This is a genomic window from Sphingomonas sp. (assembly GCF_031426035.1).
GTDB lineage: Bacteria > Pseudomonadota > Alphaproteobacteria > Sphingomonadales > Sphingomonadaceae > Sphingomicrobium.
Window position 1 is genome coordinate 1 of the sequence record NZ_JANPKO010000010.1, and the last position, 18,208, is coordinate 18,208.

Sequence of the window (18,208 nt, forward strand, 5' to 3'; positions counted from 1 at the left end):
ATGATGACCGGCCGCCCGATCGACGTCGCGTTCGTCGAGGAAGTCCTCGCCAACGTTCTGCGCGCCAACCAGCGCCGCATTTCGATCGACGAAATCCAGACCCAGGTCGCCGAGCATTTCAAGATCCGCAAGGCCGAGATGACGTCGGCGCGGCGCGCGCGCGAGGTCGCCCGCCCGCGCCAGGTCGCGATGTATCTGTCCAAGCAACTGACCCCCAAATCGCTGCCCGACATCGGCCGCCGCTTCGGCGGGCGCGACCACACCACGGTGATCCACGCGGTCAAGCAGATCGAGCGCCTGCGCGCGTGCGACGCCGAGCTGGACGCCGACATCCGCCTCCTGACCAGACAGCTCGAAGGCTAAAACCCTCCCCCTTCAGAAGGGGGAGGTGGCAGCGCGAAGCGCTGACGGAGGGGGGACTCACGACCCCAGCAAAGCCTCCTCAACCTGCCCCAACCGGTCCTTCCCGAAATACAGCTCGCCCCCGACGACAAAGCTCGGCACCCCGAACACCCCGTCCTCCACCGCCCGCTGCGTATTCGCCGCCAACCCCGCCTTGACACCATCGTCCTGCGCCAGCGCGAGCAGCTCCGCCGCCGGCAACCCCGCCGCGCCGAGCACCTCCGCCACCACCGCCGCGTCCGCCATGTCGCGCCCGTCTTCCCACATCGCCACGAACACCGCCTCGACATAGGGCTCGAACACATCGAGCACCCCCGCCGCCACCGCCCCGCGCATCAACCCCAAAGTATTGATCGGGAAATGCGGGTTGAAGCGAAACGCCGCCAGCCCGTGCCGCGCGACGAAGCGCTCGATCTCGCGCCCCTCATACGCCAGCTTGGCCGGGATCGCGGCATAAGCGGTGAGCGGCGACTGGTTGCCGGTCGCCTTGAACAGCCCGCCGAGCAGCACCGGCACATAGTCGAACCGCGCCCCCGTGCGCTGCTCGATCCCCGGCACCACGCGGTGCGCGAGATAGGCATTGGGGCTACCGACATCGAAATAGAAAGTCGCGTCCATCGGTGCTGCTCCTACCAATGCTCGGCGAATGGCCGAAGATCGAGCTCATGCGTCCACGCGTCGCGCGGCTGGCGGTGCAGTTGCCAATAGGCCTCGGCGATCGACGCGGGGTCGACCAGACTGTCCGCCGCCACCTCCGCATCCGCCCCCTTGGCCTCGGCGATCCGCTCGCGCACCCAGGCGGTGTCGACCCCGGCGTCGATCACCAGGTGCGCGACATGGATGTTCTGCGGACCCAGCTCACGCGCCATCGACTGCGCCGCGGCGCGCAAGCCCGCCTTGGCCGAGGCGAACGCGGCATAGCCGCTGCCCCCGCGCAGGCTGGCGGTGGCGCCGGTGAAAAAGATCGACCCGCCGCCGTGCGCCAGCATCCGCCGCGCCGCCTCGCGCCCGGTCAAGAACCCCGCGTAGCAGGCCATCTCCCACACCTTGCGAAACACTCTTTCGGTCGTCTCGAGCAGCGGAAAATTGACGTTGGCGCCGATGTTGAAAATGCACAGCTCGAGCGGGGCGTCAGCGTCGGCCGCGTCGAGGAACGCCGCGATCCCCTCTTCGCTGCGCGCGTCGAGCGAATGCCTGCTAAACCGCCCCCCAGCCGCCGCGATCTCGTCGCGCAAGGCATCGAGCTTGTCCCCCTGCCGCCGCCCGCCATGAACGTGGAACCCCTCCGCGGCAAACCGCCGAGCGATCGCCGCCCCGATAAAATCCCCCGCCCCGACAATCGCCACGCTGCCGCGATGATCAGCCACCACTGTCTCCCAGTCCGCATTTGCAACTTAACCCGGCGGGAGGAGAATGAAAGGCGGGCCTCAACGCAAGCGCGCGCCGGAGCCATCGCATGCAGGGTGCTGTCCGCAATTGCGGGTAGGGGGAGCTTATGTCCGCTTTCGGCCCAAAGCGGACAGTAGTTTTCCGGATTCGGTCGACATGTGATGTCGACGCGTCCAATGACATGCGAAGTCGCTGGAGCGGCTTTTCATCGAGGTTGCAGTCCCATGCCGAACGCCGACGGGTCGTCGACCAACGAAGAATCGCGGATCGCCGCGGTTCGGCGTTACGACATTCTCGACAGTCCGCCGGATGGCGCCTTCGATCGCATCACGGCGCTTGCAGCACGTAGGTTCGGGGTTCCGATCGCAATCATCAGCATTGTCGATGAGGACCGCATCTGGTTCAAGTCGCATCACGGCCTGCCGGTAGAGCAGATCGACCGTGAGCCTGGATTATGCGCGTCGGCCATTCTGGGTCACACGCCCTACCTTATCGAGGACGCGCGCAAGGACCCACGTGCGTTAGCGAACCCGCTCGTTGCCGGAGACTTCGGTCTTCGTTTCTACGCTGCTGTTCCGCTCACTACGAGCGATGGTCACAACTTGGGCACGTTGTGCGTAATCGATAAGGAGCCGCGCCCCATCAACGATGATCAAATTGAGGACCTGCAGGATTTGGCTTCAGTCGTGATGGACCAGCTCGAGCTCGGGCTCGCATCCCGGAGCGCGGTCGGCAGAGCAAATCTGATGGCCAAGGAAATCGATCACCGCGTCATGAATAGCCTGCAGTTCGTTTCCGGCCTGCTTGCTATGCAGAGCCGATCACCCGGAATCGGAGAGGCCGCGTCCCACCTTGAACTCGCTGCCAATCGTGTTGCAGCCGTTGCGCAGGTCCACCGCAATTTTTACGCAGATGCAGCGGCCGAGGTATCCTGCTTGGCTTTCCTGCGCCGTCTCTGTGACGACCTTGCCTCCATCCTCGATCGGGAAATTGTAGTGGAGGGCGACGAGGAGATGGTTCCCGCAACGTCAATCCAACCAATTGGACTGATCGCGAATGAGCTCATTACCAACGCCGCGAAGCATGGCGCAGGAAAAATTTTCGTGCAGTTTCGCGCATCGCCCAACACCAACGAGCTTATTGTCTGCGATGAGGGAACGGGCCTACCGGCGAATTTTGACCCGCATGCCAAAACCGCTGGGTTAGGAATGCGAGTGATCTTGACGCTCGTGAAACAACTCCGAGGCACGCTCGACGCGGGACAAGGTACGCACGGTAGCGGGGCGTGCATAACCGTTAAATTCCCCACTGAGGGTAGCGCCCGCGTTCTGCCCGGTGCCGACGCCAGCCATTAAGGGTCTGCGTTCGACCCAAAGCCGACGCTAAGCCGTCTTACGGCACCATTAAGAAGTCCGCGTTGGTGAGGGCGAAGCCGGCGCCGATCTGGGCGAACAGCACCTGCGCGCCGGCGCCGTTGCCGTCGGCATCGTAATAGATGCGCCCGGTCGTCGTGTCGTAGATGATGCGATCGTCGGCGTCGTGCGCCGCGGTTCCGATATGGAACGCGGCCGGCGCTAGCGTGCCGCTCGACGGCAACGCCCCGAAGATCGTCTGGTCGAGCACGATGGTGTCGTCGACCACGGAAAAGTCGAGGATGATGTCGAGGTTGGTGGCGGCGTTGAGCGTGGCGTTGAAGATGAAACGGTCGGCGCCGGTGCCGCCGGTCAGGCTGTCGTGGCCCGGCCCGCCATAGAGCTGGTCGGCACCTGCCCCGCCGTTAAGGCTGTCATTGCCGGCGCCACCATTGAGAATGTTGCTGCCGCTATTGCCGGCGATGCTGTTGTTCAGGCTGTTGCCGATCCCGTTGGCGGCGAGCGCCCCGGTCAGCGTCAGATCATCCACGTAGTTGCCGAGCGCGAAGCTGACCGAGCTGTAGACGCGGTCGATGCCCCCCGCCACGCTCGCCTCGATCGCGCGGTCGCCGAGATTGTCGACATAATAAGTGTCATTGCCGCCCGCGCCGTTCATGATGTCCGCGCCGAGGCTGCCGTTGAGGACGTTGTTGCCGCTGTTGCCGACCATTACGTTGTTGAGGGTGTTGCCGAAGCCGTTGATCGCGGCGGTCCCGGTCAGGGTCAGGTCTTCGACGTTGGCGCCGAGCAAGAACGAGACCGAGCTGAACACGCGGTCGGCGCCGCCCGCCGCGCTGGCCTCGATCGCGCGGTCGCCGGCATTGTCGACATAATAAGTGTCGTTGCCGCCGCCGCCATTCATGGTGTCCGCGCCGAGGCTGCCGTTAAGGACGTTGTTGCCGCTGTTGCCGAACATGACGTTGTTTTGGCTGTTGCCGAAGCCGTTGATGGCAGCGGTCCCGGTCAGGGTCAGGTCTTCGACGTTGGCGCCGAGCAGAAACGAGACCGAGCTGTTGACGCGGTCGATCCCGGCCACCGCGGATTCGTAAGCGCGGTCGCCGGCATTGTCCGCGTAATAAATGTCGGCCCCGGCGCCGCCGTACATGGCGTCCGCGCCCGTGCTACCGTCGAGCGTGTCAGCACCAGCATTGCCCGTTATTTCATTGGCGAGCGCATTGCCGGTCAGCGTTTGGCCCGTGGCGGACGTACCGCGCAAATACTCCACGTTGTCCGTCAGCGCGTAGGCGCCAAGGCTCGTGTATACCGCGTCCATGCCGTCAATCGGCGCCGATCCCGTCTCGATTACCTGGTCGCTGGAATCGTCGACATAATAATTGTCGTGCCCGGTACCGCCGGACATCGTGTCGGCGCCAGCACCGCCGTCAAGCGTATCGTTGCCCGCGAAGCCCGAGAGCTCATCGTCGCCGCCGTAACTGAGCAGGTAATCGTCTTCGAAACTCCCCGATATCTGGTCGGCGCCCGCCAACACCGTCGGCATGATGCTCGGCAATGTTCCATTGAGAACAGCGGCAGAAAAATCCGCTGCCGGAACGGACATGCCAAAGAATTGCCCGACAGGCTCTCGGTACCAGAAAAAGCCGGTTGGCAACTCCGGGTCATATTCCCGAACCCAATTTCCGTAGGACCACGATTGCACCGTCCCGGTCGTCGGCAAATTATCGCTGAAATCTCCCAAACCAGTTCCATCCATCGTCAGGAATCTGTCGTGGGATGTTGGGTAGTCAACAACGACTTGAGTGGAACTGGTCGTTGCGCTGCCCAGGCCAATGCCATCTTGATCGAAGGCGGCGAAGGTCCGCATGTCTATACCGGTCTGGAAATAGAGCGTTGCCATGGCAGTGTCCCCCACCGGCGAGTGCTCGCCATCTCAACGGCCGCTGTGCAATTCGCGTGGAAGACTTCACCTGAGGCGTGCTCAGGCCTCCCCGCGATGCGGCCATTCGCTTCAGGCTGCCCCCCTGGCTACTGGGAGTCAACCCGTTCAGGCGCCGCCGAAATTTTGTGACTGGTCGATCTCATTGACGTGTCGCCAATGTCCGGTTCCCACCAAATCTCCACAGCCCGCAGATTTCGCTGTCCTACATTAGAAATTCTGTGAGACACTGGCTTGCCCGAGTCGTTTCGAGGCTCTTTCAAGCGGTTGATCCCACCAGCTACTGCAACTTCCGCCCCCGCTTCACCTGCGTAAAGTCACAAAAATGGTCGCCGGGTACGGGACAATAAGGACTTTAAGCGCGAAAAGGCCCGCCCGGATCGCTCCGGACGGGCCTGATGTTTCCGCGATCGGCGGCGCCTAGCTCTTGCGCGCGGGGACCGTGATCTTGACCGTCTCGCCGTTGCGCCCGGGGAAGCCGGTGAACATCGCCTCGATCAGGTTCGGCACCAGCACGCCGAGTTCGTCGGTCTGGCTGCGCGCCTTGGCGCGGCCCTCGAACAGCGAGAGATTGTCCGCCCGGCGCACGATGTCGAGGTCGAGGAAGCTCTTGTACACGGTGTAGCTGCGGATCCCGCCGCCGCCATAGCCGCCGTAACCGCCGTAGCCGCCGTACGGCGAATTATACCAGAACGGGTCGTCCCATCCGTAATAGAACGGCGAGCGCGATCCCCAATAGCCGTAGCGCGACCAGTAGGGCCGGCCGAAATAGCCGCGGTAGAACGGGTCGTAATAGCCGCGGTAGAACGAGTTCGAATAATAAGAGCGGGCGAACGGATCCTGCGTATATTCGCGCTTGCCCTCGTCGACCCCGTAGCCGACGCGGACCAGCATCGTCGCCAGCTGCGGCGCCCCGGCGGGCGCGTAGCCCTGCGACTGCAGCGCCTGCGACACGAGGGTGGCGTAGCGGCCGAACTCGAGGCCGCCCGGGCCGCCGTCGGCCGGGACCACGTAGAAGCTCTGGCCGGCCGGCGCGGGGAGCTGCGAATAGCGCGTGACCTTGGCCGGCAGCCCGGTGGCGCAGCCGGAAAGGCCGACCGCGGCGGCGCCGATCAGGATCGCGCCGGCGACTTTGGTGATTCTGTTCATGACGCCCTCGACTCGGAAATTTCCGTGGATATCCGGTCGCTTATAGCGCCGAACGGGCTGAACTGTCGATTAAGCGTTGCTGGCGTGGGTTAAACCGACCGCGCGGTAGGCGGCGGCGATGGTCGGCGCGGCGAGCTTGGCCGCCTGCGCGGCGCCGGCGGCGAGATGGGCATCGATCGCGGCGGGGTCTTCGCGCAGCGCAATCAGCCGGGCGCGGATCGGGCTCAGCATCGCGATCAGCGCATCGGCCAGCGCTGGCTTGAACGCGCCGAACCCCTGGCCCTCGAACCGCGCCAGCACCTGCTCGACGCTCTCGCCCGACACCGCCGCGAAAATCCCCGCGAGGTTCTTCGCCTCGGGCCGCCCGTCGAGCAACGCCGGATCGCCCGGGATCGGCTTGGGGTCGGTCTTCGCCTTGCGGATTTTTTGCGCGATGACGTCGTCGCTGTCGGTCAAATTGATCCGGCTCATGTCCGACGGGTCGGACTTGGACATTTTCGCCGAGCCGTCGCGCAACGACATCACCCGCGCCGCGCTGCCGCCGCCGATGAACGGTTCGGGGGGTACGAACAATTCGTTGTCGAAATCGGTGTTGAACTTGACCGCGATGTCGCGCGCCAGCTCGACATGCTGCTTCTGGTCCTCGCCGACCGGGACATGCGTCGCGCGGTACAGCAATATGTCCGCCGCCTGCAGCACCGGGTAGGCGAACAGCCCGACCGACGCGCCTTCCTTGTTCTTGCCCGACTTGTCCTTGAACTGGGTCATGCGGTTGAGCCAGCCCATCCGCGCGGTGCACTCGAGCACCCACGCCAGCTCGGCATGCGCCGGCACCGCGCTGTGGGCGAACAGGATCGATTTTGCGGGGTCGATCCCGCTGGCGATCAGCGCCGCCGCCATCTCGCGCACGTTGGCACGCAGCTGGGTTGGATCGACATCTACGGTCAGCGCATGAAGGTCGGCGAGAAAGAACAGGCATTCGGCCTCGTCCTGCATGCGCACCCAGCGCAGGATCGCCCCGAGCAGATTGCCGAGGTGGAGGTCGCCGGTCGGCTGGATGCCCGACACGACTCTCATTTCGGTGCCCTCTTGCGGCGCAGCGTGGCGAGCGCCTGGCGGTCGACGCCGCCGATCGCCAGCGCGACGCCGAAGTAGACCAGCCCGCCGACCCCGACGATCGCGCCTAGCCCGATGACCCGCTCGATCACTCCGCCGAAGAACAGCCCGCCGAGCGCCTCGCGCAGGAAATACAAAGCGGCCGCCATCGCCAGCGCCGCCACCAATTGCCGCGCGACGCGGCTGACCAGCCATGGCGGCAGGCGGAAATGGCCCTTGGCGTAAAGGATCACGAACAACAGGGAAAAATTGATCCACGCCCCGGCCGACGTCACGGTCGCCAGGCTGTAGATGCCGATCTCGGGGATCAGCAGGAAGTTGGCGGGGATGCTTAGCAGCAATATGCCCATCGCGATCTGCACCGGGGTCTTGACGTTCTTGCGCGCGTAGAACGCCGGGGTCAGCACCTTGACCAGCACATAAGCGGGCAGCCCGGTGACGAGGATGGCGAGGATGTTGCCCGTCGTCCGCGCGTCGGCGACGCTATACTCGCCGCCCTGGAACAAGGCGCCGATGATCGGCCCCGCCGCGACCACCAGCGCGAGCGTCGCGGGCAGGGTCAGCAGCATCGCGAGGTCGAATGCGCGAGCCTGGACGTCGGCGGCGCCGGCCTCGTCTTTGCGTTCGATCGCCTGGCTGATCGAGGGCAGGATGGCGACCCCGAGCGCGGTGCCGATGATCGACAGCGGCAATTGGTTGAGGCGGTCGGCGTAGCTCAAGTTGGTCAGCGCGCCTTCGCCCAGCCGGGTCGAGAAGTAACCGTAGAACAATTGGCTGATCTGATAGACGCCCGCGGCCGCGGTGGCGGGTAGGATGAGCACGATTAGCTCGCGTACCGCCGGGGTCATCCTTGGCCGCCCGAAATGCAGCTTCACGCCCGCCTGGCGCACCGCGAACCAGCACAGCAGGAATTGCGCGATGCCGCCGGCGAGCACCGCGATTGCCATCGCCTTGACCGTCGCCGCATTGCCCGGCGGCGACACCAGCAGCGCGATGATCAAAGCGATGTTGAGCAGGGCAGGGGCAAACGCCGCGACCGCGAACCGGGTCAGCGAATTGAGCACGCCCGACAGCAAGGCGACCAGGCTGATGAACAGCAGATAAGGGAAGGTCCAGCGCGTCAGCTCGACCGCCAGCTCGAACTTTCCGGGCGTTTCGGCATAGCTCGACGCGACCAGCCACAGCACGCCGGGCATGGCGATCTCGAAGATCACTGTGACCAGAAGCAGCGCCGGCATGAACACCGCGAGGATTTCGTTGGAAAAGGCCTGCGCATCCTCGTGACCGCCCGATTCCAGGCGGCGGCTGAACAGCGGCACGAAGCCCGACGAAAATGCCCCTTCCGCGAACAACCGGCGGAAAATGTTGGGCAGCAGGAAGGCGAGGTTGAAGGCGTCGTTGGCGTGGCTCGCGCCGAGCATCCGGCTGCCGATCATGTCGCGGGCGAAGCCGAGCACGCGGCTGACCATGGTCAGCCCGCCAATCGTGCCGGTCGCCTTGAGCAGGTTCATCGGCTGGGTCCGCCTGGGGTCAAGCGTTGCCCTCGGGTTCCGGCGGCGGGGTTTCGCCATCGCCGTTCGACGATCCGCCGCCATTGGCCGCGCTCGCCGCCTGGGCGGTCTCGAGCTGCGCCATATAGGCCGCGCCGAAGTCGATCGGGTCGAGCAGCAGCGGCGGGAAACCCGCCTGCTGGGTGGCGTCGGCGAGGATCTGGCGGGCGAACGGGAACAGCAGGCGCGGCGCCTCGACCAGCAGGAACGGCGGCAGCGCCTCCTCCGGGATGTTGCGCAGGCCGAACAGCCCGCCGTAGCTCAAATCGACCACGAAATGGACGCCGCTTTCGGAGCGCGCCGACACTTCGACCTTCATCACCACCTCGTGCACCTCGTCGGCGATCTTTTCGACGTTGAGGTTGAACGAGACGTCGAGCTGGGGCTGCTCCTGCCACTGGAAGACCTGTGGCGAGCTTGGACTTTCGACCGACAAGTCCTTGATATACTGCGCCAGCGTCGCCGCCTGCGGCGCGTCGTTCTGGTCGCCCGAGCCGTTGCCCGGGGTGATGGAATCCTGATCGGCCATGGTCGCTTCGCTTTTCGTTTCAGATGGTGTTTCGGATGTGTCCGGACCCGGATCGAACCGGGTGCGTTCGGCTGATTGCGCGCCTAGCAGCGGTCCCGACGGGGTGCAATGCCGCGCGCGTGCGCCGGAGCGCGGCGGACGGGCTTTGAACTCGCGCGCCGTCGCACTATGTTGGGCGCAACTGCCTCGGTGATTGCAACAGGATCGGAATCGCTCGCTTGACCGTCATCATCATCCTCGCTCTGGTCGCGGTGTTCATCGGGCTGCGCCTGTACAGCGTGCTCGGCGAGCGCACCGGGCATGAGCAGCAGCCGATCCTCAAGCCGGCCGATCCCGACGCGGTGGTCGAGCCGCGCCCGCATCCCGCCGCGTTCGCCCCGCCGGCCGGCAACGACCCCGGCGACATGGCCTATCTCCCGACCGCCGGCCCCGGCGTCCGCGCCATCCTCGCCGCCGACCCGGCGTTCGACGTCGGCCGCTTCATCGAGGGCGGCAAGGCGGCCTACCGCATGATCCTCGAGGCCTATTGGAAGGGCGAGCTCGACACGCTGCGCCCGCTGGTCGACGACAATGTCTACCAGACCTTCGCCGACGCCGTCGCCGCGCGCGCCAAGGACGGGCTGGTGCTCGACAACCGGCTGGTAGTGGTCGAGCAGGCGCTGATCGCGGAAGCCGCACTCGAGCGCACCGTCGCCACCGTCACTTTGCGCTTCGAGGCCGACATCGCCGCGGTCACCCGCAATGCCGAGGGCGAAGTGGTCGCCGGCTCGCTCAGCGACGCGGTGCAGACGCGCGACCTGTGGACGTTCCGCCGCGACATCGCCTCGAGCGATCCCAACTGGCTGCTGATCGAGACCGACGAGGAAGAGTGAGGGGCGTAACAAGGGCGCTCGCGCTCGCATCCTTCGCTTTGCTGGCGGCATGCGCGACGCGCCCCGCCGCGCCGCCCGCCCCGCCCCCGCCCGTGACCCCGGTGCCGGTGCCGGTGCCAGTCCCGCCGCCGCCGCCGGCTCCGCCGCCCCCCGCCAACGCCCGCGCCGCCGGCGTTACCGTGGTCGCGCCGCCGCCAATCGATGACGTCATGGCGTCACGCGCGCTGGCCGCGTTCCGCGCCAGCTGCGCCGCGATGCAGCGCCGCCCCGACAAGTCCGGCCTCGCCAATGGCGCCGATTGGGCCGGGGTGTGCGCCGAGGCGCGCAGCGTGCCGGCCGGCGCCGCCGCTACGGCATTCTTCCGCACCCGCTTCGACTGGGTCCGGGTCGGCGCCGGCGAGGCGTTCGCAACCGGCTATTACGAGCCCGAGCTGGCCGGCGCGCGGGTCCGCTCGCCCGGCGCCGAAGTGCCGATCTACCGCACCCCGCCCGACCTCATCCGCTGCACCCGCGCCGACGGCCAGACCGGGCGCGGGCGGATCGACGCCAGCGGCCAGTGCGTGCTCTACTTCACCCGCGCCGAGATCGAGGACGGAGCGCTGGCGGGCAGGGGCCTCGAGCTGGCCTGGGCGGCCGACCCGATCGAATTGTTCTTCCTCCACATCCAGGGCTCGGGCCGCGTCCGCATGGCCGACGGCAGCGTGATGCGGATCGGCTACGATAACCAGAATGGCCGCGAATATGTCGCGATCGGCCGCCGCCTGCGTGAGCGCGGCGTGCTGCCCGAGGGCGGCGCCAAGATGCAGGACATCGTCGCCTGGATGCGCGCCAACCCCGAGGCCGGCCGCGCGCTGATGCGCGAAAACCTGTCGTACATCTTCTTTCGCGAGCTGACCGGCCCGGGTCCGCTCGGCGCGATGGAGGTCGCGGTGACGCCGCGCGTGACGGTCGCCACCGATCCTTTGTTCGTGCCGCTCGGCGCGCCGGTCTTCCTCACCCTCGACCGGCCCGAAGCCAACGGCCTGTGGGTGGCGCAGGACACCGGCGGCGCGATCAAGGGCGCCAACCGCTTCGACACCTTCTGGGGCGCCGGCCCCGACGCGACCCAGATCGCCGGCGGAATGTCCGCGTCGGGACAGGCGCTGATCCTGCTGCCCAAAGGGGTGGCGGCGCGTGCGACCGCTCAGCCCTGACGAAAGCGAATTATGGGCGCGGGTGACCGCAACCATCCGCCCGCTGTCGCGCACGCCGCTCAAGAAAGCCGAGCAATCGCAAGGGGTTGAAGTCAAGTCCGAGCCGCCCGTAGCAGCCACGCAGCCGCGCAAGCTCAAAGGGCCGCCGCCACGCATTGCTGCAAAACCGCCGTCACCGCCGCGCCCCGGCACGACCCTCGACGGCGGCTGGGACCGCCGCCTCAAGGCCGGCAGCATCGAGCCCGACCGCATCCTCGACCTTCACGGCCACGACCTCGACCGCGCCTGGTTCGCCATCGACCGCGCGCTCGAGGCGGCGATAGCGTGCGGAGACCGGGTCCTGTTGCTGATCACCGGCCATGCCCGCGCCGGCGAGCCGCCGGTCGAGCGCGGCCGCATCCGCGCCGCGGTCCACGACTGGCTCGCGGTGTCGCGCCACGCCGGTAAAATCGCCGCGGTGCGCGGGGCCCATCGCCGCCACGGCGGGGGCGGCAGCCTGTACATCATTTTGCGCCGCCGCTGAGCCTTGGCGGAAGGGTCGTTCACTCCACGCTTTCTTAACCGATCCCGTTTAATTGCCGATGCAGGGGCGGGCATGGCCGCCCGGCGGGGTGAAAAACCAACCACCGATGAAAGAAGGCACGGCCCAGAAAATCAGCAACGCGATCCTGTCGGGCGCGGCGGGCTTCGCGTCGTTCATCTTTTCGCTGGCGGCGTTCCTCTACATCACCGAGCTCAACGAGCAGATCCTCGCCTCGCTGATCGCCGGCGCGTTCTGCCTGCTGATCAGCTACATCGCGTCCGAGCGCCCCAACAGCGAGAGCGCGCGGGCCCTCGCCGCGCTCGGCGACCGGCTGATGGCGGTCGAGGACGGCGACCTCGTCTCGCCCGCGCCGGCGTCGGTCCGCCAGGCGATGCCCAAGCTCGCCGCAGCCGTCGATACCCTGTTCGCCGAGGTCCGCGCGTCGATCGACAACGCCCATGCGCTGGGCATGTACGACCCGGTCACCTCGCTTCCCAACCGCCTCCATTTCCGTGCCGAGGCGGACAAATTGCTGGCCGCAGCGCCGCCGGGCTCGCGCTCGGCGATGCTGTTCGTCGATCTCGACCGCTTCAAGATGGTCAACGACAGCCTCGGCCACGCGCGCGGCGACCAATTGCTGATCATGGTCGCCAACCGCCTGCGGGTGGTGGTCACCGCCGAAATGAACGAAGCGCCCCGCCGCCGGCCGTTGCTGGCCCGGCTGGCCGGCGACGAGTTCACCATGTTCTTCCCGCAGATTATTTCGACGCACGAGATCGAGCGGGTTGCCCGCCGCGTTGCTCTGGCGATCTCCGAACCGTTCGAGCTGTACGGCCATAGCGTCGACATCGGCGCCTCGATCGGCGTTTCGATCAGCCCCGACCACGGCACCAGCATCGAAAGCCTGATGCGGTCCGCGGACATCGCCATGTACCGCGCCAAATCGCGCGGCGGCGGCCGCCACTGCCTGTTCAACGATGAACTGGCGGCCGAGCACCAGGACAAGATGGACACCGAGAAGGCGCTCACCGAGGCGGTCCAGCGCGGCGAATTCGTGCTCGCGCTCCAGCCGCAATTGAGCCTGGTCAGCGGCGAGATAGTCGGCGCCGAGGCGCTGCTGCGCTGGAACCACCCGCGCGACGGCCTGCGCCAGCCCGACAGCTTCATCCCCGTGGCCGAACGCACCGGGCTGATCGCCGAGATCGGTGAATGGGTGATCACCGACGTCGCCGCCATGCTCGGCAACTGGCAACGCGCAGGGGTCGCGCGGCGGCTCGCCTTCAACGTCAGCCCGCGCCAGCTCGACCGCGCCGACTTCTTCATTCGCCTGCGCCAATCGTTCGCCGACCATGACGTGCCGTTGTCCCTGATTGAGCTGGAGTTCACCGAAAGCGCCGCGATGGAAGCGAGCGACGCGGTGGTCGCCGAAATCCGTTCGCTGCGCAAAGACGGTGCGATGATCTCGATCGACGATTTCGGCACCGGCTACTCGAACATCGCGCGGCTGCGCACGCTGCCGTTGGACCGCGTCAAGCTCGACCCGTCGCTGATCGCCGAAATCGAGACCTCGGACCAGGCGCGTGTCATCGTCCAGGCGGTCGTGCATCTGATCCGCGGCGTCGGCTGCGAGATCGTCGCCGAGGCTGTCGAAAGCGTCGGCCAGGCCGATATCCTGCGCGCGATGGGGTGCCACACCGTCCAGGGCTTCGTGTTCGCCCAGCCGATGTTCGAAGCCGAATATCTTGCCTGGGTCAGCAATGCGGAGCGCGGCGCGCAGAGTTCGGTGGCCTAGGCCGGCGGCCGCGCGGCCGCGCGCGCTGACGGCTGTTCACTTGGCACCCCCCGCTTTCACGGTTCCGTAAGCACAGTCCGATATGGATGTATTTGGGATCCAACGAGAGTTGTTGCGTAATGGGCAAGATCGGTTTCTGGCAGAGCGGAAAAGCCGCACCGGTCGATCGTGACAATGAGTTCGATCGCACTCCGCCGGAGCACGTGCGGGAGTTCGCCAATTGGCCTGTTTCAGGCGCATCGCTGAACCCGCTGGAAGCGTCGCTGATCTTGAAGGCCTATGAGGATTCGGGCCAGGGCTGGTTCTGGGCGACCGACAAGGACGGCCGCCTGACCTATCTGACCACGCGGATCGCGCCGGTGCTGGCGGCGCAACCCGCCAGGCTTATCGGCACCCCGTTCGCCGACCTCTTCCTCAAGGGAGACGAAGGCTTCGGGGCCGGTCGCAACCTGCCGTTCATGCTGACCCGGCAGTCCAAGTTCGAAAACATCGTGGTGCGCGCCACGGACTCGCCGGACACCCATTTGTGGTCGGTTTCGGGGACCCCGCAGTACGACGCCCATGGTCAGTTCGCCGGCTTCCGCGGCAACGGCGTCGACATCACCGAGCAGCGCAAGTCGTCCGAGCATACCTCGCGGCTGGCAATGTACGATTCGTTGACCGGCCTGCCCAACCGGTTGCGCGCGGCCCAAGTGCTCGACGCCGAGTTGAAGCGGCTCAAGATCCACAAGCGGCCATGCGCCGTGCTGATGCTTGATCTCGATCGCTTCAAGCAGGTCAACGACACGCTGGGCCATCCTGCCGGCGACGCCCTGCTGACGCAGGTTGCCGACCGGCTGTTGAGGATCGTCGGCGACAAGGAGCGCATCTTCCGCCTCGGCGGCGACGAATTCCAGGTGATCTTGCGCAACGGCGACGACCGCGAGGCAATCCACGAGCTTGGGACCCGGATCATCACCAGCCTGTCGCAGCCTTACTCGGTTGAAGGCAGCCGCTGCATCATCGGTGCGTCGATCGGCGTTGCGGTCAGCCCCGCCGAGGGATGCAGCAGCGACGATCTCATCCGCAACGCGGACCTCGCGCTGTACGCGGCCAAGGACAGCGGTCGGGGATGCGTCAGCTTTTACTCGAGCGAACTGCTGCAGGATGCGGAAGACCGCCGGGCCCTCGAGGATGACCTCCGCGATGCCCTCGCCAAGGGCGAGATGCACGTTTTTTACCAGCCGATCGTCAACGCCCGAACCAACCTCACAACGGGTGTGGAAGCTCTCGTCCGATGGCATCACCCCGACCGCGGGTCGATTTCACCGGCGGTGTTCATTCCGATTGCCGAAGAAGCGAATCTGATCGGCGCGCTCGGCGAGTGGGTGTTGCGCAAGGCGTGTGAAGATGCCGCGACCTGGCCCGGCACCATGACGGTCGCGGTCAATGTCTCGCCGATGCAGTTTGCCAACGGCTCCTTGCCGGCGATCGTGACCTCGGCACTGGCGTCGGCCGGGCTGACTCCCGACCGTCTCGAACTGGAAATCACCGAAGGTGTGTTTCTGAGCGACGGCGCTGCGGCCGATACTGTGTTCACCGAGCTAAAGCAGATCGGCGTTCGGCTTGCGCTCGACGATTTCGGGACGGGCTATTCGTCCCTCGGCTACCTCAGGACGGCGCCGTTCGACAAGATCAAGATCGACCAGAGCTTCGTCCGCGCCGCGACCCTGCCGGAATCCCGCAACAGCGCGATCATCGCGGCAATCGTTGCGTTGGCCGACGCATTGGGCATGGAAACGACCGCCGAAGGGATCGAGTCCCACGACCAGCTCGACCTCATCCAGCGACTGCGGGTCAGCCACGTCCAGGGCTTCATCTACAGCCCTGCCATCGCCTCCGACGAGCTGATTGAGCGGCTCGCCAGCGGCGAATGGGTGATCTCGCCGTCCGGCCCGGCCCAACAGCGCAGCGAGCGGCTTTCGCTCTACCGCAAGGTCCGCGCGATCTTCGGCAACCATTACCGCTACGTCCTGATCCGCAATCTTTCCGAAACCGGCGCCTTGGTGGAAGGCCTCGACGACGTTCCGTGCGAAAGCCATTTGATCATCGATTTTGGAGAAGGCCACCTGGTCTTTGCCCGCATCGTGCGCTCGCGCAATCATCAGCAAGGCATCGTTTTCGAACAGCGCCTGGTCAGCGATGGCCGGGGGGGATTGCTCACGCCCAACCCGGTTTCTCCTTACACGCTGCAAAAAGCGGGATTGCCTCAGCTGGGCGCGGCTGACGCGCCGCAGGCTCCTCCGCCCGACAATGCGGCGCTGATGGAATCCCTTCGCGCGAAACTCGGCATCGCCGCGCCGGACCCCGCTGAATCCGGTGCAGAACCGCCAGCTGGCGGCCGGCAGCCGGCGGCAGCTTCGCCCGAGGACGAGACCGCGCCAACCCTCGCCACATTGGCCGCACAATACCTCGATGGGATCTCCGACGCGGACCAGCGGGCTGGTGACTTGCAACTTGTGAAGAAACACATCCTGCCCAAGTTCGGTCACCTGCGCCCGGACGACATTGCGCCAACGGCGATTACGCAATGGCTGGCCGCCGAGCGGGCCGAACAGGACCTTGCTCCATCGGCGCTCAGCCGGCTGCAGGGCATCATGGGCCAGTTGATGGGCTCGGCACAGGGCGAGCCAGGCGATAGCCTCGCCAACTGGACCAGCCAGCCGAGCCGCGACCTTCACGAACGACCGTTGACCAGCGACGAGATTTGCCAGCTTCAGGAGGCCGCCGAAGCAAGCGCCAACCCGCAGCTCAAGTTTATCGTCGCCTTGCTGATCCTGACCGGCGTCCGGCAACGCGATCTGCTCGAGGCGCGCTGGGATCAGCTCGACCTCGAACAACGCATTTGGGTCATTCCGTCGCCCAAGGCGGGCAAGGACCGGCGGGTCCAGCTGTCGCAGGAAGCCATGGACGTCATCGGCAAACTACCGCGGTGGGAGGATTGCCCTTACCTCATCGTCAACCCGGCGACGCACAAGCCATACCGGTCGTTCTCGACCAGCTGGGACACCGCGAGGGTTAAGGCCGGCCTCGATGACGTCGAAATCGACGATCTGCGCTTCTGCAACGTCGAGAGTTACAAGCACTCGTTCAACATGGCCAAAGAGATGAAGACCATCGTCAAGAAGTTCACTCAACCGAACAACTGAGCCAGCAACGGCAGGCGGCAGCGTTCCACCGTCACCGCCATCGGGCTGCTAGCCCAGCACCTTCGCCACCACCCGCTCATAGATCCGCGACAAAGCGTGGATGTCTTCGACCGCGGCGCTTTCGTCGACCTTGTGCATGGTCGCGTTGGGCAGGCCGAAATCGACCACCGGGCACAAGGCGATGAGGAAGCGGCCGTCTGAGGTGCCGCCGCTGGTCGACAGCTCGGGTTTGCGGCCGGTTTCCTCCTCGATCGCCTCTACCACCACGTCGAATAGCCTGCCCGGCGGCGTCAAAAACGCCTCGCCCGAGATTCTCGCGGTGACCTTGGCGCCGGGCGCCTCGCGCGCCGCGACCTCCTCGACCATCGCCACCAGGTCGGCGCCGCGCTGCAGATTGTTGAAGCGGATGTTGAGCTGCGCGGTGCCAGTGCCGGGAATGACGTTGCTGGCGTGGGTCGGGGTCGAGATCGCGGTGAATTCGAGGTTGGACGGCGGGAAGGCGTCGGTGCCGTCATCGAGGTGGATCGCATCGAGCGCCGCGACCACCCGCGCCAACGGCGGGATCGGATTGTCGGCGCGGTGCGGGTAGGCGACGTGGCCTTGGGTGCCGGGCACCTCGATCCACATGTTGACCGAGCCTCGGCGACCGATCTTGACGGTGTCGCCGAGCACCTCGTTCGAGGTCGGCTCGCCGATCAGGATCATGTCGGGCCGGATGCCCTTGTCATTGAGCCAGTCGATGATGCGCGGCGTGCCGAAGGTGGCATAGCCTTCCTCGTCGCCGGTGATCAGCAGCGAGGCAGTGCCCTGTTTCTGCTCGGCCCGCGACAGTGCCGCGACATAAGCCGCGATGGCGCCCTTCATGTCGTTGGCGCCGCGCCCGACCAGCCGGCCGTCCTCGATCCGCGCCGAAAAAGCATTGCCGCTCCACCCGTCGCCGGGCGGCACGACATCGAGATGCCCGGCAAACCCGAAGTGCGGCGCGCCCTCGCCGCGGATCGCGACCATGTTCTCGGTCGGCCCGTCAGGTGCCTCGCCCAGAGTAAACCGATGGACGGTAAAGCCGAGCGGCGTGAGCGCGTCCTCGAGCACGTCGAACACTGGCCCCTGCGCGGGGGTGATGCTGGGGCAGTTGATTAGGGCGCTGGCAAGCGCGATGGGGTCGATCGACATGGGTCTCGCCTAGCAAAGGAAATGTG

General features: G+C 66.1%; 15 protein-coding genes. 7 read left to right on the top strand and 8 right to left on the bottom strand.

Annotated features, from left to right (window positions below; translation table 11 throughout):
- A partial coding sequence (locus RMP08_RS00840) for a helix-turn-helix domain-containing protein (protein ID WP_310467047.1) occupies positions 1 to 363 on the top strand: 363 nt, incomplete at its 5' end.
- A gap of 57 nt (positions 364 to 420) precedes the next feature.
- On the opposite strand, the gene RMP08_RS00845 is transcribed toward RMP08_RS00840, so the two are convergent.
- Together RMP08_RS00845 and RMP08_RS00850 are read right to left on the bottom strand one after the other, a co-directional pair.
- Positions 421 to 1,020: a 2-hydroxychromene-2-carboxylate isomerase gene (locus tag RMP08_RS00845; protein ID WP_310467048.1), complete on the bottom strand. Its 600-nt coding sequence runs from the start codon at positions 1,018 to 1,020 to the stop codon at positions 421 to 423.
- 11 nt (positions 1,021 to 1,031) lie between these two features.
- On the bottom strand, positions 1,032 to 1,769 hold the full coding sequence (locus RMP08_RS00850; RefSeq protein ID WP_310467049.1) for an SDR family NAD(P)-dependent oxidoreductase: 738 nt from the start codon (positions 1,767 to 1,769) through the stop codon (positions 1,032 to 1,034).
- A gap of 246 nt (positions 1,770 to 2,015) precedes the next feature.
- Here RMP08_RS00850 and RMP08_RS00855 point away from each other — a divergent pair, with 246 nt between their 5' ends.
- Positions 2,016 to 3,146, top strand: a complete 1,131-nt coding sequence (locus tag RMP08_RS00855) for a GAF domain-containing protein (RefSeq protein WP_310467050.1) — start codon at positions 2,016 to 2,018, stop codon at positions 3,144 to 3,146.
- Positions 3,147 to 3,183: 37 nt separating this feature from the next.
- On the opposite strand, the gene RMP08_RS00860 is transcribed toward RMP08_RS00855, so the two are convergent.
- The 5 genes from RMP08_RS00860 to secB form a co-directional block, all read right to left on the bottom strand.
- Positions 3,184 to 4,701, bottom strand: a complete 1,518-nt coding sequence (locus RMP08_RS00860) for a calcium-binding protein (RefSeq protein WP_310467051.1) — start codon at positions 4,699 to 4,701, stop codon at positions 3,184 to 3,186.
- An 816-nt stretch (positions 4,702 to 5,517) separates the two neighbouring features.
- Positions 5,518 to 6,246 (bottom strand): DUF4136 domain-containing protein, encoded by a 729-nt coding sequence (locus RMP08_RS00865; RefSeq protein ID WP_310467052.1) that lies wholly within the window; start codon positions 6,244 to 6,246, stop codon positions 5,518 to 5,520.
- A 69-nt stretch (positions 6,247 to 6,315) separates the two neighbouring features.
- The gene (trpS, locus tag RMP08_RS00870) at positions 6,316 to 7,323 is read right to left on the bottom strand and encodes a tryptophan--tRNA ligase (protein WP_310467053.1); all 1,008 of its coding nucleotides are present in this window, start codon (positions 7,321 to 7,323) and stop codon (positions 6,316 to 6,318) included.
- Positions 7,320 to 8,873 (bottom strand): murein biosynthesis integral membrane protein MurJ, encoded by a 1,554-nt coding sequence (murJ, locus tag RMP08_RS00875; RefSeq protein WP_310467054.1) that lies wholly within the window; start codon positions 8,871 to 8,873, stop codon positions 7,320 to 7,322. The genes trpS and murJ overlap by 4 nt, the downstream gene beginning before the upstream one ends.
- Positions 8,874 to 8,892: 19 nt before the next feature.
- Positions 8,893 to 9,441 carry a protein-export chaperone SecB gene (secB, locus tag RMP08_RS00880; RefSeq protein ID WP_310467055.1) on the bottom strand — a complete coding sequence of 183 codons (549 nt, stop codon included), beginning with the start codon at positions 9,439 to 9,441 and terminating at the stop codon, positions 8,893 to 8,895.
- Between the two features lie 218 nt (positions 9,442 to 9,659).
- On the opposite strand from secB, the gene RMP08_RS00885 reads away from it, so the two are divergent.
- The 5 genes from RMP08_RS00885 to RMP08_RS00905 all read left to right on the top strand — a co-directional run bounded on the left by RMP08_RS00885 (position 9,660) and on the right by RMP08_RS00905 (position 17,009).
- Positions 9,660 to 10,313, top strand: coding sequence for a Tim44/TimA family putative adaptor protein (locus RMP08_RS00885; RefSeq protein WP_310467056.1), 654 nt, complete (start codon positions 9,660 to 9,662; stop codon positions 10,311 to 10,313).
- Complete coding sequence (locus RMP08_RS00890; RefSeq protein ID WP_409049755.1) at positions 10,310 to 11,506, top strand: murein transglycosylase A; 1,197 nt, start codon at positions 10,310 to 10,312, stop codon at positions 11,504 to 11,506. The genes RMP08_RS00885 and RMP08_RS00890 overlap by 4 nt, the downstream gene beginning before the upstream one ends.
- On the top strand, positions 11,487 to 12,029 hold the full coding sequence (locus RMP08_RS00895) for a Smr/MutS family protein (RefSeq protein WP_310467059.1): 543 nt from the start codon (positions 11,487 to 11,489) through the stop codon (positions 12,027 to 12,029). Before RMP08_RS00890 ends, RMP08_RS00895 begins: the two co-directional genes overlap by 20 nt.
- 88 nt (positions 12,030 to 12,117) lie before the next feature.
- On the top strand, positions 12,118 to 13,821 hold the full coding sequence (locus RMP08_RS00900) for an EAL domain-containing protein (protein WP_310467061.1): 1,704 nt from the start codon (positions 12,118 to 12,120) through the stop codon (positions 13,819 to 13,821).
- A 119-nt stretch (positions 13,822 to 13,940) separates the two neighbouring features.
- Positions 13,941 to 17,009, top strand: coding sequence for an EAL domain-containing protein (locus tag RMP08_RS00905; protein ID WP_310467062.1), 3,069 nt, complete (start codon positions 13,941 to 13,943; stop codon positions 17,007 to 17,009).
- Between the two features lie 48 nt (positions 17,010 to 17,057).
- Here RMP08_RS00905 and dapE read toward each other — a convergent pair whose 3' ends face one another.
- Positions 17,058 to 18,182 carry a succinyl-diaminopimelate desuccinylase gene (gene dapE / locus RMP08_RS00910; RefSeq protein WP_310467063.1) on the bottom strand — a complete coding sequence of 375 codons (1,125 nt, stop codon included), beginning with the start codon at positions 18,180 to 18,182 and terminating at the stop codon, positions 17,058 to 17,060.
- Between the last annotated feature and the right edge of the window lie 26 nt (positions 18,183 to 18,208).

Excerpts from the sequence above, each read along its gene's own strand:
- RMP08_RS00845 (WP_310467048.1), bottom strand. The coding sequence starts at position 1,020 with ATGGACGCGACTTTCTATTTCGATGTCGGTAGCCCCAATGCCTATCTC.
- RMP08_RS00855 (WP_310467050.1), top strand. The coding sequence starts at position 2,016 with ATGCCGAACGCCGACGGGTCGTCGACCAACGAAGAATCGCGGATCGCC.
- RMP08_RS00860 (WP_310467051.1), bottom strand. The coding sequence starts at position 4,701 with ATGCCGACGGTGTTGGCGGGCGCCGACCAGATATCGGGGAGTTTCGAA.
- RMP08_RS00865 (WP_310467052.1), bottom strand. The coding sequence starts at position 6,246 with ATGAACAGAATCACCAAAGTCGCCGGCGCGATCCTGATCGGCGCCGCC.
- trpS (WP_310467053.1), bottom strand. The coding sequence starts at position 7,323 with ATGAGAGTCGTGTCGGGCATCCAGCCGACCGGCGACCTCCACCTCGGC.
- murJ (WP_310467054.1), bottom strand. The coding sequence starts at position 8,873 with ATGAACCTGCTCAAGGCGACCGGCACGATTGGCGGGCTGACCATGGTC.
- secB (WP_310467055.1), bottom strand. The coding sequence starts at position 9,441 with ATGGCCGATCAGGATTCCATCACCCCGGGCAACGGCTCGGGCGACCAG.
- RMP08_RS00905 (WP_310467062.1), top strand. The coding sequence starts at position 13,941 with ATGGGCAAGATCGGTTTCTGGCAGAGCGGAAAAGCCGCACCGGTCGAT.
- dapE (WP_310467063.1), bottom strand. The coding sequence starts at position 18,182 with ATGTCGATCGACCCCATCGCGCTTGCCAGCGCCCTAATCAACTGCCCC.